Origin of the sequence: Erythrobacter sp. KY5, from assembly GCF_003264115.1 — a bacterium.
Lineage (GTDB): Bacteria > Pseudomonadota > Alphaproteobacteria > Sphingomonadales > Sphingomonadaceae > Erythrobacter.
The window spans coordinates 384,968-401,464 of the sequence record NZ_CP021912.1; the positions used below are offsets into that span (position 1 = coordinate 384,968).

Annotated in this window: 17 protein-coding genes; 4 read left to right on the forward strand and 13 right to left on the reverse strand. The window is 61.0% G+C overall.

Annotated features, from left to right (window positions below):
* Positions 1 to 116: 116 nt before the first annotated feature.
* On the forward strand, positions 117 to 1,112 hold the full coding sequence (locus CD351_RS01815; RefSeq protein WP_111991038.1) for a UDP-glucuronic acid decarboxylase family protein: 996 nt from the start codon (positions 117 to 119) through the stop codon (positions 1,110 to 1,112).
* Positions 1,113 to 1,142: 30 nt separating this feature from the next.
* Entirely contained in the window at positions 1,143 to 2,156 is a 1,014-nt protein-coding gene (locus CD351_RS01820) for a GDP-mannose 4,6-dehydratase (protein WP_111991039.1), read from the forward strand.
* 10 nt (positions 2,157 to 2,166) lie between these two features.
* Here CD351_RS01820 and CD351_RS01825 read toward each other — a convergent pair whose 3' ends face one another.
* The 9 genes from CD351_RS01825 to CD351_RS01865 all read right to left on the reverse strand — a co-directional run bounded on the left by CD351_RS01825 (position 2,167) and on the right by CD351_RS01865 (position 9,725).
* On the reverse strand, positions 2,167 to 2,775 hold the full coding sequence (locus CD351_RS01825; RefSeq protein ID WP_111991040.1) for a hypothetical protein: 609 nt from the start codon (positions 2,773 to 2,775) through the stop codon (positions 2,167 to 2,169).
* A gap of 107 nt (positions 2,776 to 2,882) precedes the next feature.
* A complete protein-coding gene (locus tag CD351_RS01830; RefSeq protein ID WP_111991041.1) occupies positions 2,883 to 3,404 on the reverse strand; it encodes a demethoxyubiquinone hydroxylase family protein in 522 nt (173 codons plus the stop codon).
* Positions 3,405 to 3,432: 28 nt separating this feature from the next.
* Positions 3,433 to 3,885 carry a disulfide bond formation protein B gene (locus CD351_RS01835; RefSeq protein WP_111991042.1) on the reverse strand — a complete coding sequence of 151 codons (453 nt, stop codon included), beginning with the start codon at positions 3,883 to 3,885 and terminating at the stop codon, positions 3,433 to 3,435.
* A 33-nt stretch (positions 3,886 to 3,918) separates the two neighbouring features.
* Positions 3,919 to 5,322: a S41 family peptidase gene (locus CD351_RS01840; RefSeq protein ID WP_111991043.1), complete on the reverse strand. Its 1,404-nt coding sequence runs from the start codon at positions 5,320 to 5,322 to the stop codon at positions 3,919 to 3,921.
* Between the two features lie 166 nt (positions 5,323 to 5,488).
* Positions 5,489 to 6,727, reverse strand: coding sequence for a murein hydrolase activator EnvC (locus CD351_RS01845; RefSeq protein WP_111991044.1), 1,239 nt, complete (start codon positions 6,725 to 6,727; stop codon positions 5,489 to 5,491).
* Between the two features lie 4 nt (positions 6,728 to 6,731).
* Positions 6,732 to 7,154, reverse strand: a complete 423-nt coding sequence (locus tag CD351_RS01850; protein WP_111991045.1) for a 23S rRNA (pseudouridine(1915)-N(3))-methyltransferase RlmH — start codon at positions 7,152 to 7,154, stop codon at positions 6,732 to 6,734.
* Positions 7,155 to 7,271: 117 nt separating this feature from the next.
* Positions 7,272 to 7,685 carry a ribosome silencing factor gene (gene rsfS, locus CD351_RS01855; protein ID WP_369880684.1) on the reverse strand — a complete coding sequence of 138 codons (414 nt, stop codon included), beginning with the start codon at positions 7,683 to 7,685 and terminating at the stop codon, positions 7,272 to 7,274.
* 90 nt (positions 7,686 to 7,775) lie between these two features.
* Positions 7,776 to 8,417 carry a nicotinate-nucleotide adenylyltransferase gene (locus tag CD351_RS01860; RefSeq protein ID WP_111991046.1) on the reverse strand — a complete coding sequence of 214 codons (642 nt, stop codon included), beginning with the start codon at positions 8,415 to 8,417 and terminating at the stop codon, positions 7,776 to 7,778.
* Between the two features lie 18 nt (positions 8,418 to 8,435).
* Positions 8,436 to 9,725: a glutamate-5-semialdehyde dehydrogenase gene (locus CD351_RS01865; protein WP_111991047.1), complete on the reverse strand. Its 1,290-nt coding sequence runs from the start codon at positions 9,723 to 9,725 to the stop codon at positions 8,436 to 8,438.
* Between the two features lie 336 nt (positions 9,726 to 10,061).
* Here CD351_RS01865 and CD351_RS01870 point away from each other — a divergent pair, with 336 nt between their 5' ends.
* Entirely contained in the window at positions 10,062 to 11,138 is a 1,077-nt protein-coding gene (locus CD351_RS01870; protein ID WP_111993536.1) for a M23 family metallopeptidase, read from the forward strand.
* Positions 11,139 to 11,193: 55 nt separating this feature from the next.
* Positions 11,194 to 11,604: a polymer-forming cytoskeletal protein gene (locus CD351_RS01875; protein ID WP_111993537.1), complete on the forward strand. Its 411-nt coding sequence runs from the start codon at positions 11,194 to 11,196 to the stop codon at positions 11,602 to 11,604.
* 78 nt (positions 11,605 to 11,682) lie between these two features.
* Here the strand turns inward: CD351_RS01875 and CD351_RS01880 are convergent, their stop codons facing one another.
* From CD351_RS01880 to CD351_RS01895, 4 genes are all read right to left on the reverse strand, one after another.
* Entirely contained in the window at positions 11,683 to 13,350 is a 1,668-nt protein-coding gene (locus tag CD351_RS01880; protein WP_111993538.1) for a long-chain fatty acid--CoA ligase, read from the reverse strand.
* Between the two features lie 112 nt (positions 13,351 to 13,462).
* Positions 13,463 to 14,287, reverse strand: coding sequence for a DUF1013 domain-containing protein (locus CD351_RS01885; RefSeq protein WP_111991048.1), 825 nt, complete (start codon positions 14,285 to 14,287; stop codon positions 13,463 to 13,465).
* 160 nt (positions 14,288 to 14,447) lie between these two features.
* Complete coding sequence (locus tag CD351_RS01890) at positions 14,448 to 15,545, reverse strand: glycosyltransferase family 1 protein (protein WP_111991049.1); 1,098 nt, start codon at positions 15,543 to 15,545, stop codon at positions 14,448 to 14,450.
* Positions 15,542 to 16,486: a UDP-2,3-diacylglucosamine diphosphatase gene (locus tag CD351_RS01895; RefSeq protein ID WP_111993539.1), complete on the reverse strand. Its 945-nt coding sequence runs from the start codon at positions 16,484 to 16,486 to the stop codon at positions 15,542 to 15,544. The genes CD351_RS01890 and CD351_RS01895 overlap by 4 nt, the downstream gene beginning before the upstream one ends.
* Positions 16,487 to 16,497 lie beyond the last annotated feature (11 nt).

The following is a 16,497-nucleotide window of genomic DNA, read 5'->3' on the forward strand; positions in this document are numbered from 1 at the left end:
ACCTCAAACTGCCTCTGATCTGGTGGCAATTCGCGTGGACCGGATGCCCCACCCTCAGCACAGTGTGATCTCAACAGATGTGATCTCTACACCACCAAGCGATCAGGGAGGCCCCCATGTCACAAAGGTCTTATGGCCGTCGCCGCGTCCTCGTTACAGGAGGGGCGGGCTTTCTCGGGTCGCACCTTATCGACCGGCTCCTTGCGCGCGGGGACGAAGTGCTTTGCGTCGACAATCTCTTTACCGGCGACAAGAGCAATCTCGACCACCTTGCCGGCAATCCGCGCTTCGAATTCATGCGCCACGACGTTTGTTTCCCGCTGTTCGTCGAAGTGGACGCGATCTTCAATCTCGCCTGCCCAGCCTCACCCATCCACTATCAGCATGATCCGGTGCAGACGACGAAGACGAGTGTCCACGGCGCGATCAATATGCTGGGTCTGGCGAAGCGCCTGAAAGTCCCGATCTTTCAGGCCTCGACGAGCGAGGTCTATGGCGATCCCTCGATCCACCCCCAGCCCGAAGCCTATTGGGGCAACGTCAATCCGATCGGTCCGCGCTCCTGCTATGACGAGGGCAAGAGATGCGCGGAGACCTTGTTCTTCGACTATCGCCGTCAGCACGGGATCAACACCAAGGTCGCGCGGATCTTCAACACATATGGCCCGCGAATGCATGCAAGCGATGGCCGGGTCGTGTCCAACTTCATCGTGCAGGCTCTGCGCGGCGAGGATATCACGATATTTGGCGACGGCTCCCAGACGCGGAGCTTTTGTTATTGCGACGACCTCATCGAGGCGATCATCCGCCTGATGGATACAGGACCCGACGTTTGCGGCCCGGTAAATATCGGCAATCCCTGCGAGTTCACGATCCTGGAGTTGGCGCAAAAGGTGCTCGAAAAGATCGGCGGGCGATCGCGTCTGGTGACACAACCCCTTCCCCAGGACGATCCGCTGCAGAGAAAACCTGACATCACTCAGGCTCGCCAACTTCTCGATTGGGAGCCGAAGGTGGAGCTTGATGAAGGTCTGGATCGGACCATTGCTTATTTTCGCGAAGTCGTGGGCAATGACGCATCAGCCATGGCACAGGAGATTTGCGTGGTCTAAAGGCCTCCCCCTCAAGGAGGCTTTCTTGCCATGCGCACCGTACTCATCACGGGTTCTGCCGGCTTCATCGGCTACCATCTCGCCCAGCTCCTGCTCGACGAAGGATTTCGCGTGGTCGGCTATGACGGGATGACCGACTATTACGAGGTGGCGCTGAAAGAGCGGCGGCACCAGATGCTGCTCCAGAACGCCAATTTCTCGTGCAGGGTCGGAATGCTCGAAGACTTCGAGGCACTGCACTCCCTTGCGATGGAAGTGAAGCCCGACGCGATCATCCATCTCGCGGCGCAGGCTGGCGTGCGGTACAGTCTTGAGAACCCTCGCGCTTATGTCGATGCGAACCTGGTGGGCGCTTTCAACGTGATGGAATGCGCGCGAGAGCTGGGTGTCCACCATCTGATGATGGCCTCGACCAGCTCGGTATACGGCGCGAATGAGGATATGCCCTTCGACGAGCGCGAGAAAACGGATCATCCGCTCACGCTTTATGCCGCGACCAAAAAGGCAAACGAGGCGATGGCGCATTCCTATGCGCATTTGTGGAACCTGCCGACCACGATGTTCCGGTTTTTCACGGTCTACGGCCCTTGGGGGCGCCCCGACATGGCGCTGTTCAAGTTCACACGCGGCATCCTCGAAGGCACGCCGATCGATATCTACAATCAGGGTGAGATGTATCGTGACTTCACATATGTGAGCGATCTGGTGCGCGGTATTCGTCTCCTGCTCGATCAACCGCCCGTGCGCCCCGAAAGCCGCGACGACATTCCTGAGTGGGATTCGCTTTCACCGGCTGCTCCCTGGCGCGTTGCGAATATCGGCAATTCCGACAAGGTGCGGCTGATGGATTTTGTCGAGGCGATTGAGGCTGAATGCGGGCGCGAGGCGGTCAAGAATTTCATGCCCATGCAAAAAGGCGACGTTCCCGCCACGTGGGCGGACGCGACATTGCTCAAGGAATTGACCGGATACGCGCCGCAGACGGATATCCGCACCGGCGTGAAGCAATTCGTCGCTTGGTACCGCGACTATTATCAGATCTGAAGCGCGAAGCTTACTCGCCCGGACCTTCGGTTTCGGGTTCTGACGTGGTGATCGTTGCCGGAAGCTCGTTTTCGCCCGGCAACGGCGCGCTGCGTTCACGCTCCAGCCGCTCAAGATATTCGCGTTCGATCTGCTCGACGCGTTCCTGCATCTCTGCAGCATCTTCGTCAATGGTCGACAGGCGTTCCTGACGCGCTTCCTCGATCAGCTGGCTGAAGCGCACGGCATCGCTCTGATCACGCTCCGCATAGGCGACATCGATCATCGCCTGCGTGCAGCCGGTGATCCCGCCTGCACCCGCAGGGCTGCACGACATGGTGCCAAACTCGCCTATATAACGGATGCTCTCGACCCTTTCGGTCCAGGCCGTACCTTCGGGCGAGTTGCTCTGGCGCAAGTTCGACGGAATACGATACCGGTCCGCTTCGACCAGGATTTCGCAGACCACGATTTCATTCGCATCGGTCGGCTCAGGGCATTCGTCTTCGCTGTAGGCGATGACCATGTTGACCCGCTCCTGACCCGGAGGCGGAGCCATGTCGTCCTGCGCTGCGGCGGGCGTGGCGATGGCGAAAGCCGCAAGCGAAGCTGCAAGCGCGAGACGGTCAAGCGAAGCCATTGTGTTTCCTTATCTGCCGCGTCCTCATCCGGCGCGAACCTTCATACGTTCACCGCTAGATAGCACTCGGTGAACCGGTACTGAAGCGGTAACGACACGCAAAAATATCAGACGCGCTCACTCACCTTGATCGCAATGCGGCAGCCGAGCCTGATCGCGCCCGATAGTAACGGATAGGCGGGTGCCTTTTCCGCGCCGTTGGCAAGCGCGGCATCGCGGTGCTCGCGCTCATCCTCGCGGAATTCCTCTATCATTTCGGCAAGTTCGGGGTCTGAGTTGGTCTCTGCCAGCCGGTCGAGCTGTTCCGAATAATGCTTGTCGATCTCTTCCTCGACCGCGGCTGTGCAGGCCATGGCCGCCTCGGGACCGAGCAGCGCAGTGCCAGCGCCCAGCGCATAGCCTGCAACCGACCAGAAGGGCTGCAACGCGGTCGGGCGAACGCCGCGCTTTGCGAGCATTTCGTCAAAACGAGCGCGGTGGCCTTCTTCCTGTTCGGCCATGTGGCGAATCTCGGCAGAATGAGGCCCGCGGTCGCCCATGACGGCAAGCTGCCCTTCATAGATGCGCGTGGCGCCAAATTCGCCGGCCTGGTCGACGCGGATCATTCGGTGAAGTTCGGCCTTGTCCATCAATCGCTCCAGAAAAATCCCGTTGTCTCTACTTCTTATACGCTGCGAGGGCGAGAATTGTTGCGCCGCCGATCCCGGAAATCAGGAAATTCCAGCCCGCAAGCGAAATGCCGAACAGGTCCCAGGGCGCCACATCGCAGCGTACAATCGGCGCGGCGTTCACGTCCATGACGTCAATAGAGCTCGGCAGCGACGAACAGCCGGTGATGCCTTGCCACCAGCCATATTCGACGCCCGCATGAAATCCGCCGATGAGGCCAGAGGTGATAACCGCCAGACCAGCGAGCGCCGCCCAGACGCGGTGCGGGACCATGACATAGGACAGAAGTGCAAGACCCACGGCAACAAAGTGCGGATAACGCTGCCACCAGCACATCTCGCATGGATACAGGCCGAAGCCATATTGCGCGATATACGCACCGCCCAGCAAGGCTGCCGGTATCGCCAGCGCCAGTGCGCGCGCTTGATCAAGTCCACTCATGCCGAAGCCTTTAAGCGGCAGGCGCTTTGATGACTAGGGGCGCTTGGCCGCAGGCGTCGGCCGCAGTGCAACCGAACTGGCCGTCGTGCGACGCAGGGTTTCAAGCGCATAGTGCAGCTGGAAATCCTCAACGCCCTGCTCCTCAAGCTGCTCCGAGGTCAGCTGGAAACGCGGGTCGTCGATCCGGTCGTCTTCCATTTCCTCATCAGCAATGCCCAGTTCGTTGATCAGGTGGCCGCGAAGGTCTGATTCGCGCGTCTGATAGCGTTCGCGCAAGGCATAGTCCGGATCGGACAGCTGCGGGACGCGGATATCGGGCGCGATACCGCCTTCCTGAACCGACTTGCCATTCGGCGTGAAATAGCGCGCGGTGGTCAGCTTGAGCGCCGAATCAGGACCAAGCGGCAGAAGCGACTGGACCGATCCCTTGCCAAAGCTGCGTTGCCCCATGATGAGAGCGCGCCCGTGATCTTGCAATGCGCCCGCGACGATCTCGCTCGCCGAGGCCGAGCCTGCGTCGATCAGCACGATCATCGGCACGTCCTTGGCGATCTGGCCCATGAAAATCTGTGCCTGATCGCGGCTCATCCGGCGGCGCAGGTAGTAATTGATGTCGTCAGCTTCGAACTGGAACGTTTCGCCCCACGAACGGCCGCGCTGCGAGACGATCTGGCCTTCATCGACGAAAAGGTCGGTGAGGGCCACGGCTTCATCGAGGCTGCCGCCCGGATTTGAACGCAGGTCGAGCACGAGACCGGTCATCCGGCCCGTCGCCTCAGTCTGGAGCGCCTGCCACGCATCGAATACGTCGCGGCCCACGTCGGCGGAAAACTCGTTGACGGAAATCAGGCCGACATTGCCCGCCTGGAGCTCATAGGTCACCGGCTCAAGCTCGATCACGCCGCGAGTTACGTCGACTTCGAAAGGTTCGTCGCGGCCGGGGCGGAAAATGGTGAGCTGGATCGAAGTGCCAGCCTTGCCGCGCATACGCGCAACCGCATCGTCAAGATCGCCGCCATAGATAAGGTCGCCGTCGAGATGGGTGATATAATCGCCCGCCTTTATGCCCATCTGGTCAGCCGGACTACCCTTGAACGGCGAAATGACCTTCACCGCGCCATCTTCGAGGATGACCGACAGGCCTAGCCCCGAATAGTTGCCGTCGATCAGCGTGTTGAGACGCTCAAGATCGCTTCCATCGAGATAGGCGCTGTGCGGGTCGAGCGCGGCCAGCATCCCATCGATTGCACCGCGAACGAGCACCTCGTCCTCGACCGGCTCCACGTAGTTGGCCTGCACGCGCTGCATGATCGTGAAGATCTTGGCAATTTCGGTCCCTGCGCGGGCATCGACCTGCGCCATGGTGGCCGTGGTGGCGGGAACGAGCGCGACGGCTGTGACAAGCGCGGCGCTACGAAGCAGAGCGGCAATTTTCATGTGAGTGGAGGGCTCCTTTCGAATATTAACGTATAGGCAAGCGCGCATTAACGCCAGATAACATCGACGAGCGTTGTGCCGCGTCCCGCGACGGGGCAGTCAGCCTTGGTGAAGTTACGCGCAGCGACCCGAATGCGATGCGCATGGGGATCCATGGCTTGCGCAATTAACCAAGATAATTGAGCGGGTTGACCGGCTCGCCCTCGCGGCGAAGCTCGATCGTCAGCGGCTCGCCGCCATTGCCTGCATTGCCAAGCGGCGCACCACCAATAACCTCGTCTCCGACCTCGGCAACCACGCTCGCGAGGCCTGTCACAAGGCTGGTCCAACCGCCGGGATGCTCGATGATTACGATTCGTCCAAAGCCGCGATAAGGGCCGGCAAATGCAACCCGGCCCGACGCGGGGGCCACGGCAAGAGCACCAGCCGCAGGCGCGAGCGTGAGCCCGGTTGAACGAAGTCCGCTTTCACGAAGTTCGCCGAAACCGGCGAGTGTGCGGCCCTGGACGGGAAGCTGGAATGAGCCGAGCCGCGCATTCGCATCCTCGGCCATCGGCGAAGGCTCGGCGCTGGCCGGTCCTTCGAGCGCTCTTGAAATATCACGCGGACGCAGGATCGGTCCGGGGAGCGCCGCAAGCTCTCGGCGAAGCTGCGCTGCGTCGTCCAACCGGTCGATCAGCCCATCGAGATCGCGCGCTTCCTCGGCCAGCGCGAGCGCACGCTCCCCCTCGCGCGCTGCATTGCCGCGGGCTTCGCGCGAGGCAATGCGCTGGCGCGTTTCAAGCGCGGCCAGTTCGGTTCGGCGCTTCTGCAATTCCTGTTCACTCATGCGGAGGCTATCAATCGCCCTCGCCGCGCGCTCTTCGAGCCTGCGGCCCTGTTCGAGCTCTCCGCGCAGCGCGGTTGTACGCTGGCGGATTTCAGGGACCGCCGATGCGAGCACCGCGCGGACATAAACGAGATCCTTGAGCGATCCCGGCTGAAGCGCCGAAAGCGCAAGCGGGCGGCGCGAACTTGTCTGCAATGCGCCGGTCAGGCGAACGAGCGGCTGTTGACGTTGCGCAAGACGTGCCGAAAGCCGTGCCCGGTCCGATTGGGCGAGCGAATATCGAGCGCGCGCGATCGCGATGCCCGCTTCGGCGGCCTGGATTTGGGCGGCCAGTGATGCGGCCTCGCGGGCGGTCTTTTCGGCTGCCTCGGTCGCGGCTTCAGCCTCTCGTGCAAAGCGCTCGGCGCGTGCATCTGCCTGCTGACCTTCGCGCGTTGCCCGTTCCAGCTGGGCCTGCGCTTCGTCGGGTTCGAGCAGCACCGGGTCGCGCTGCGCCCAGCCCTGCGGAGCGGAGGCCAGCAAGGCAGCGCAAATCGCGCCGGCTGAAACCACAAGGAAAGAACGAGCCCGGCTCATTTGCTCAACCTGCCCGATGATAGGGGTGACCTGCAAGAATGCTGGTGGCGCGATAGAGTTGCTCCATCAGCATCGCGCGGGCAAGCAGGTGAGGCCAGGTGGCAGGGCCAAACGCCAGAAGGAGGTCGGCTTCGCGCCGCTCCTCGTCAGAATGTCCATCCGCTGCGCCGAGCACGAACCGCGTCTCGCGCGTGCCGGTGTCGCGCCAGTGTTCGAGCGTGGCGGCGAGTTTTTCGGACGAGAGCGCTTTTCCGCGCTCATCAAGCAGAACGGTTTTGTATGGGGTTTGCGGCTCTGGAATCTTGCCGCCGCTTTCGGGCAATTCGGTCAATTTGACCGGCCAGGTGAGTCGCTTCTCATACCTTGCGACCAGCTCCGCCTCTGGAGAGCGGGCAATCTTGCCGCGAGCGATGACATGAAGAAGCACAGGCACTTACCCTGAAACGAAGGGTTGGACGGGCAGCTGCCCGCCTTCAGGTGCTCAAGCCGGGATGGCTTGACGCAGCACTGAGGATGCTCACCCGGTTGGATGAGCAAGGAACAGTTACGCGCTTCCGGCTGCCTTTTCGCCGCCCTCGAACGACCACATGCGCTCAAGATTGTAAAAGCTGCGCACTTCGGGCCGGAACAGGTGAACGACGACGTCGCCTGCATCGATCAGAACCCAGTCCGCTGCCGGGAGGCCCTCGATCCGTGCGGGACCGAAGCCTGCCTGCTTGACCTTTTCCGCCAGTTTCTGCGCCATGGAGGCGACCTGACGGGTCGAGCGGCCGCTGGCGATCACCATGTGATCGGCAACAGAGCTTTTGCCTTCGAGAGGGATCGAGACGATTTCCTGTGCCTGGTCTTCGTCGAGTTGGTGCATGATGAGGTCATGCAGGTCATCATGGTTCATGTCAGCGGGCATTGATGCAACCGGTTTGAGTGTGTCGGCCAAAGCCGTATGCGCCTGTGTCATAGGCAAGTTCAGATCTCCAGATTTTGAGGTTTAGATGGGCGCCGGCGCGCTGGTTCGCAAGGGTCAAGCTCAAGCAGGAGGGAATTGCCCTCATGCCGTACCTTCACCCGATATGTTACGAAAAGTCAGCCGGTCACGCACCGCCTTGTCGCGATATCGCTGGGACCAATCGGGATTGTCACGGCGAATGGCCGTGGCCGATCGTGGGTCCGGATCGAAACGCATTAACACCAGGGCCGGTGCGCTCCATTGCCCCCGTTTCCGAAATCTGGCGGCAGGCACCTTATGTTGCCTGAGCCAGGCCATGGCGGGGCTCGTCATAGCGTCGCGACTATAGCCGGGCCGCTCGATGACTGCAATCGGCATGGTTCTCGCGATATCGCGCCAGTTTTTCCACCGGTGAAACTGGGCAAGATTGTCCGACCCCATGAGCCACACAAACTCCCGTTTCGGATAGCGGCGCACAATGCGATCCAGCGTTTCGTGCGTGTAGCGCGTCCCGAAATGCGCTTCGATCGCGGTCGGAACGATGGGCGCGCCGCGCGCCTGCTCGCGCGCGGAAAGCAGCCGTGCGGATAGCGGCGCCATACCCGCCTTGGGTTTGAGCGGATTGCCAGGGGAAACCAGCCACCACACCTCGTCGAGCCCCAGCGCGTGTTTGGCGAACAGGGAGATGCGCCGATGTCCGCCATGGGCAGGGTTGAAGCTGCCTCCGAGAAGCCCAGTGCGCATCTATCGACCGATTGCCCCTTACGGGCGAGCCTGACCGCTACCGCGAACGAGCCACTTATATGTGGTGAGACCTTCGAGTGCGACGGGCCCGCGTGCATGCAGGCGTCCGGTTGCAATGCCGATCTCTGCGCCAAGCCCGAATTCGCCGCCATCGGCAAACTGTGACGAGGCGTTGTGCATCACGATAGCGCTGTCGACGCGGGCAAAGAACTGCTCTGCCACCGCCTCGTCGGATGTGACGATGACGTCGGTGTGAGCAGAGGAGTGACGCGCGATATGCGCGGTTGCATCGTCGAAGCCATCAACCATCGCGACCGAGAGGATGGCGTCGAGATATTCGGTATCCCAGTCATTGGCGCTTGCCGCAATGACCCTCTCGTCGAGCGCCTGAATACGGTCATTGCCCCGCACCTCGACACCGGCCTCGATCAAGGATGCTACCAGTGACGCTGCTTCTGAAAAGCCGCTGTCGATGAGCAGGGTCTCCATCGCACCGCAAATGCCGGTGCGGCGCATCTTGGCGTTGAGGGCAATGTCGCGCGCCATCTCGGGATCGGCAGCGGAATGAATATAGGTGTGATTGATGCCATCGAGATGTGCGAGCACGGGAACACGCGCATCTGACTGAACGCGCGCGACAAGGCTTTTTCCGCCGCGCGGCACGATCATGTCGATCAGACCCGATGCCGTCAGCATGGCTCCGACCGCGGCGCGGTCCTGCGTGGGGACCAGTTGTACCGCTTCGACCGGAACACCGCCTTCGCGAAGGCCAGCAGCAAGGCTGGCAAGGATCGCGCGATTCGAATGAACCGCCTCGCTGCCGCCGCGCAGCAGCGCAGCGTTGCCCGCGCGCACGCACAAGGCGGCTGCGTCCGCGGTGACATTCGGCCGGCTTTCGTAAATGATCCCGATCGTACCGATGGGCACGCGCACGCGCGAAAGCTTGAGCCCATTGGGCCGCTGTGCCTCGTCGATCACCTCGCCAACCGGATCGGGTAACCTTGCGACAGCCTCGACCGCAGATGCGATACCTTCAAGACGTTCATCGTCGAGCGTCAGCCGGTCGAGCATCGCCTTGGTAAGACCATCCGCTTCGCCGGCCTCGATATCTTTCGCGTTTGCGGCAAGGATTTCTGCGGCGTCGGCGCGCATCTGTCTGGCGGCCAGCTTGAGAGCGCCCGCTCGATCCTCGCTCGACATGGCGGCAAGCACGCGCTGCGCCTTGCGGGCAGAACGGGCGAGCTCCGCGATCAGCATTGAGGGATCTTGAGTTTCGATGGGGGCGATTGGGGTAGACAGCGTGTTCATGCGAGCTCCGATAGCAGGCATTGAGGGTTCTGTCAGGGATCGGACGGGGAATCGCCTGCACTGTTTGTGCGCGCAAAAACTTACCGTTCGGACAGCTGCTGGGAGGCAAAAACACCGAATTCGCCCATTGGTTCCAGCTCAATGAACGCTTCGCCGCAATTCCCTTTCAACTCAGCCCTTACGTTAACGCTTCGATTCGACCCCATAGGTCCAAATTGTTAGCCCTCCCCTCGCAATAAAAACACAAAAGTTGCCGGGGTCGTTTTGTCAGAATCAAAAATTTCACGCTCTTGGGGAGAGAAGCTGCGCGAGTGGTTTCCCGACCGCGAATTCTTCATGCGGTCACAAGGGCAGGTTCGCTTCATCAAGATCTCATCGCGCATGCAGAAGGGCGCCGCTCTTGGAGTAGTGCTGCTGGCCACCGGTTGGGCCGGTTCGATGGGCGTAATGGGGTGGAACAAATACGTCGCCGAATCGGATCTCGCGTCATTTCAGCACGAGAAAGCCAAAGTCGCTGACCACCGGCAGCGTCTGGAAGCCTACGGCGGCAATCTTGAGCGGGTTGTCGATGATCTCAAGGCGCGTCAGGACATGCTCGATGCGATGAGCGAGATGCTCCCGTCGGATATCCAGACCGTCGATACGAACGTCACCGATTCGTCGGATGAAACCGCCAAGACCGTAGAGCAGGTCGGCGCAATGTTTCCGCAAGCCGTTGGCCTTGCACAGCTCGAAGCGCGTCAGCTTGCCTATGTCGAGAACATGACGCGCTATGCCGACTGGCGTGCAGAGCGCGCGGAGGAGGCGCTTCGCAAGCTCAACCTCGATCCGCGCGAGATGACCCGCGCGACCCGCCACGCCGCGCAGAGCGCGATGGGTGGTCCGCTGGAATTGCTCGCCACTTCGGCAGACGGATCGCTCGATCCGCGTTTTGAACGCCTCGGCTTCAGCCTTTCGCGCATGGCCGAGCTTGAGCTGGCGCTCGAGGGTGTTCCTCAAGTGGTTCCCGCAGCCGATCAGCGCATTTCCTCGCGCTTCGGTTATCGCCGCGACCCCTTCACCCGCCGCAGCGCGATGCATAACGGCATCGACTTCAAGGGTCCGCACGGATCGCCCATCTACGCCGCAGCCAAGGGCCGGGTGACGTTTGCCGGCCGCAAGGGCGGTTACGGCAAGGTCGTCGAGATCACGCACACCAATGGCATCATGACCCGCTATGCACACCTGTCTCGGATTGACGCGAAGGTCGGGCAGTCCATCGAAGCGGGTGAGACTCTTGGCGGTCTAGGCAGCACAGGTAGGTCCACAGGTCCTCACCTGCATTTCGAAGTACGAGTCAACGGACGCCCGATGAATCCGCGTCCTTTCCTGGAGACAGCTCCCGATGTTCTCAAAGAAGCCCGCGGCAACTGATGGTTCGGCTCCGCCCGCTCCGCGGGCACCCGCCCCCAAACCGCAAGGACGCAGCATGGCAAACGGTAACTCCACCTTTTCGGTGATTGGTGCAGACGTGACTATCAAGGGCGATGTCAGCGCCACGGTAGACCTCCACATTGATGGCACAATCGAAGGCGACATCAAATGCGCTTCGATCGTCCAGGGTGAAGGCAGCGCGATCCATGGCGCCGTCATGGCTGACACCGCCCGCATGTCGGGCAAGGTTGTCGGCTCGATCGCAGCAAAAGAGCTCGTGATCCTCAAGAGCGCCGAAATCGAAGGCGACGTCCATTATGATGCGCTGACCATCGAGCAGGGCGCGCAGGTTGACGGGCGGTTTGCACCGAATTCCCATCGTCAGTCCGCACCGGCTCCTGCTCCTGCGAAAAAGCCCGCCGCAAGTTCCGACGATGCACAGGCGAAGCTTCAGATCGCCAACTGACGACGAGATCAATCGCAAGCAAAGACGCCGCCGATCCACAGGGTCAGCGGCGTTTTTTTTGGCTGCCAGAGAAGTCTGCTAGAGCACTTCGGCGCGAAGCGCCTTGCGGTCGAGTTTGCCGATGATCGTCCTGGGCAATTCCTTGCGGATCACGACCTGATCGACGCGCTCGTGCTTGCCAATACGGTCGTTGAGCCAGCCCTTCAGGGCATCTGCGCCGATATCCGTCTCTGGGTCTTCCAATGTGACGTAGGCGCGCGGAACTTCGCCCTTGTAGTCATCGGGCACCCCGATCACGAGCGCTTCCTTGACCGCTTCATGCTTCAGGATGGCGTCTTCGACGACGCTCGGAAACACCTTGAAGCCGCCAACCGCGATCATGTCCTTGATCCGGTCGACAATCTCCAGAAAGCCGTCCTCGTCCATCACGGCGACATCACCGGTGCGAAGGTAGCGCTTGCCGTCGCGTTCGACGAAAATTTCGGCGTCGGTTTCAGGGCGCTGCCAGTATCCTCGCATCACCTGAGGGCCATGGATGGCAAGCTCACCCGGCTCGCCATCGGGCGCAAGTTTGCTCGGGTCTTCCTTGTCGAGCAGGATGATTTCGGTGCCTGCGACAAGCTGGCCGATCGTGCCTTTCTTGCGCGTCCCCTCGTAAGGGTTGGTCGAAACCACGCCCGCACTTTCGGTGAGGCCGTATCCTTCCACCACCCGGACCCCGGTGACCTCTTCGAAGCGAGTATGAACCTGCGCGGGCATCGGCGCGCCGCCCGAGATGCACACCTTGAGCGATGACAAGTCGGTCTTCTTTAGGTCCGGGTGATCGAGCAACGCCTGAAACATGGTGGGAACGCCGGGGAAGCCCGTCGCCTTGTATTTCTCGATTGTCTTTAGAACCTGCTTGGCCTCAAACCGCGGCACCATGGCGATTGACGCGCCAGCGGCGACCGCATGATTGAGCAGCGCGGTGTTCGCAAAGACATGGAAAAACGGCAAGGCGCCCATGAAGACCTCTTTGCGTGGGTCCTCGTCCGGATTGATCGCGGCGACCTGCTGCGCGTTCAGCGTGAGTTGACTGTGCCCAAGCATCGCTCCTTTGGGCCGTCCGGTCGTCCCCCCGGTATATTGCAAAAGCGCGAGATCTTCGCGCGTGTCGAGCGTCGCCTCGCCTTGAGGCCAGGGTTTGAGCGTATCACTCCATTTGAGGGTATCGGGCCCCCAGGCAACATCGGCAATCTGGCTGCGCTTGAAGAGTTTGAGGGCCAGCCCTTTCAGCGGCGGGAGCATTTCCGAGAGCGAGCCAACGATCAGCGTTTCAAGCTCGGATTCGGCCAGCACTTTGGCAGCCGTTCCGTAAAGCTCCGGCACGTCCAGCGTCACCAGGACTTTCGTGCCGCTATCGCCGACCTGCCACGCAAGCTCTTCAACCGAATAGAGCGGCGAGAAATTCACCACCACCGCGCCAGCCATCATCGCACCATAATAGGCCGAGGCGTAGATTGGCACGTTAGGCAGGAACAGACCGATGCGATCGCCCTGCTCCACGCCCAACGCGATTAGCCCGGCGGCGAAGCTTTTCGCTTCGCGTTCTACCTCGCCATAGGAGTAGGTCCGCCCCAGAAAGTGCAGGAACGGCGCGTCCGGATTGAAGGCGACCGTACGCGCCAGCATTTCGGGCAAGGACATCGGTTCGAATGTCGTGTCCCACGCGGTGGGATGGTGATAACTGGCCGTATTTACATTCATGTCAGTAACATGACCGATCTGCGAGCGATTCTCAAGCAATTGTAGCGGCGTCGCGCATAAAAAAGGGCGGCGCCGCGTTGTGCGGGGCCGCCCTTTCTAACTGATTGAGCAATCAGGCGTTGTTGTCGTCTTCTTCCGGGTCCGGTGCAGTCACCGCTTCTTCTTCGCTCGGCTCTGACGGAGCGAAGGCAGGAGGGGTCACACTATCGGGAGGCGTCACGCCATCTTCGCCCGCAGCTTCAGCAGCCCGCTTTTGCGCGAGCCATGCTTCGGCTTCCGCTTCCTGAGCGGCTTCGGCAGCAGCTTTGACGTTTGCTTCACGCTCAGCACGAAGCTCTTCGATCAGCTTGTCCTTGTCGCTGCGCGTGTCTTCGCCGACCACAACTTCGGTTTCCTCGGTCACTCCGGCACGCTTGGCGGCCTTGGCTACCACGGCGTCGAGTTCACGCTGCGAACACAGGCCAAGGGTCACGGGATCCTTGGGCTGGATGTTCTGGATGTTCCAGTGCGAACGCTCGCGAATCGCGCCGATCGTGTTGCGGGTCGTACCAATCAGCTTTGAAATCTGCGCATCCGACACTTCGGGATGGTTGCGGAGAATCCATGCGATGCCATCGGGCTTGTCCTGACGCTTCGAAACCGGGGTGTAGCGCGGGCCCTTGGTCCGGGTCACTTCAACCGGCGCCTTGTGCATCTTGAGCGCGTATTCGGGGTCGGCCTGACCCTTCTCGATCTCCTCAAGCGTCAGTTCGCCGGCGTGAACCGGGTCACGGCCCGTATACTTGCTGCCCGCAAGGTCATCGGCCATCGCCTGGACTTCGAGAATGTGCAGGCCACAAAATGCAGCGATCTGCTCAAACGAAAGGCCGGTGTGGTCGACCAGCCAGGTAGCCGTGGCGTGCGGCATCAGCGGCTTGGGCTGATCCTTTTGTGCCATGGGAAATCTCCGTTTAAAATATAAGGGCCGCCCCTTGCGGAGCGGCCACTGTGCGAGTGTCAGATAGGCTAAAGCGGTGCGCGCGGCAAGGTATTGCGTGAGTTTTGCTTAAGAGGGGTGCGGGCGAACAATCATTTGCGGCCAAATTGCGGATCGTGCCTCACTCGGCGGTTGCGGCTTCGGACAAGGCGCGCTGCTCTTCGGTTAGCGGGGCCAACCCTTCCAGAAACTGGCGCGTGGCCGCTTCCCACGAAAACTCTGCACCATAGGCTGCGCATTCGTTTCGGTCGCAAAGGCGCGCAGCGTCAATCGCGCGCGCAAGGTCCTCAGACATCGCGCCGACCCTGGTGTTGAGGATATCGACCGGCCCAGCGACCGGAAAAGCCGCCACCGGAGTTCCGCAGGCGAGCGCTTCTATCATTACGAGGCCGAAGGTGTCGGTCCTGCTTGGAAAGACGAACACATCGGCGGCAGCATAGCAGCCCGCCAGTTCGGTTCCTGTCCGCTTGCCGAGGAAGATTGCGTCGGGAAACTGCGCCTCAAGCGAAGCGCGCGCCGGGCCATCGCCGACCACAACCTTGGTCCCCGGATACTCGCTCGACAAAAAGGCCTCGACATTCTTTTCGACGGCGACCCTTCCGACATAAAGCAGGATCGGGCCGGTAAGCCCCGCGAATTCCTGAGGCGCTGGCGCATCAGGAGAGAAGCATTCCAGATCGACACCGCGGCTCCAATGCGCGAGCCTCGTCAGCCCTTCTTTGCGCAATTCCTGGCGGATACTTTCGGTCGCGACCATCACGCGTTCGGCAGGGCCGTGAAACCAGCGGATATACGGCCAGAATGCGCTCGCCGGGAGACCTGTACGCCGCGAGATATAGTCGGGAAACTGCGTGTGGTACGCTGTCGTGAACGGAACCTTGCGGCCAGTGCAATAGCGGCGCGCCGCAAATCCCAGCGGACCCTCGGTCGCGATGTGCACCGCATCAGGGTCAATGCTGGCGAGTTGCCGCCCGACCGCACCGGGTAGCGTCAGGGCAAGCCGGATTTCGGGATATGTCGGCGCCGGGATGCTGGGATATTGCTCGGGCGAGATGACCGTCACCTCATATCCCCATGCGCGCAGCATCTCGCACGTCGTAGACAAGGTGCGGACCACCCCGTTCACCTGCGGAAACCAGGCATCGGTCACAATTGCAATCGAATGCGGTTCGTTAGGGGCACCCCAAGTTACAGGGGAGACTGGCGAAAGTGCGTTCATGCCGCCTCCTGTTCGCGCCTTTCGCTCGGCTCCTCGTCAACCGAAGGGACTTGCAGCCCTTGATGAGCGTCTATCAGATCGGGGGCAGTCTGGCGCTCGATCACCGCGTTGCGGTCTGCGATTACATCAGCCCAGTTGAGGATTTCCATCGTGCCGTCGTGATGCTCGACCAAGGCATTGCACCCCTCGACCCAGTCGCCATCGTTCCAGTATTCGACCGTCCTTCCGCCGAACTCGAACTTGCGAAATTCAGCGGTGTGGATGTGGCCGCAGACAACACCGTCAACCCCGCGCTCACCGGCAGCCTTGGCGACGACTTCCTCGTACTTGCCGATAAACTCGACCGCGTTCTTCACCTTGTGCTTGGCCGCCTTCGACAGCGACCAATACGGCTTGCCCATCGCCTTTCGCACCGTATTGACGAGGACATTGAGCTTCATGGCCGTAACATAAGCCCAGTCGCCAACGAAGGCGAGCCAGCGCTGTGACAGCATGACCGCATCGAATTCGTCCCCGTGAAGCACCATGAGGCGGCGTCCATCGATCGTATCATGAAAGGCCGCGCGGCGAATTTCGATGCCGCCAAAGTTCAAGCCAGTGAACTGCCGGAACATCTCGTCGTGATTGCCCGGAATGTAGACGATCCGCGTCCCACGCTTTGCACGCTTGAGCACACGCCAGAAGATGTCGTTGTGCGTTGAGGGCCAGTAAAATTTCTTTTTCAAGCGCCAGCCATCGATAATGTCGCCCACCAGATACATCGTTTCGCTGTCGGTGTGGTCGAGGAAATCAATCAGCATCTCCGCGTTGCAGCCCTTGGTGCCCAGATGCACATCGCTGATCCAGATCGTGCGGAACCTGGTGCGCTTGATGCCTACGGGTTCGGGCGAGGTCAGCCGGGCACTGATCTGCGAAACGGGCAGATTGGCGACCTTTCCCATGTCGGAACCCA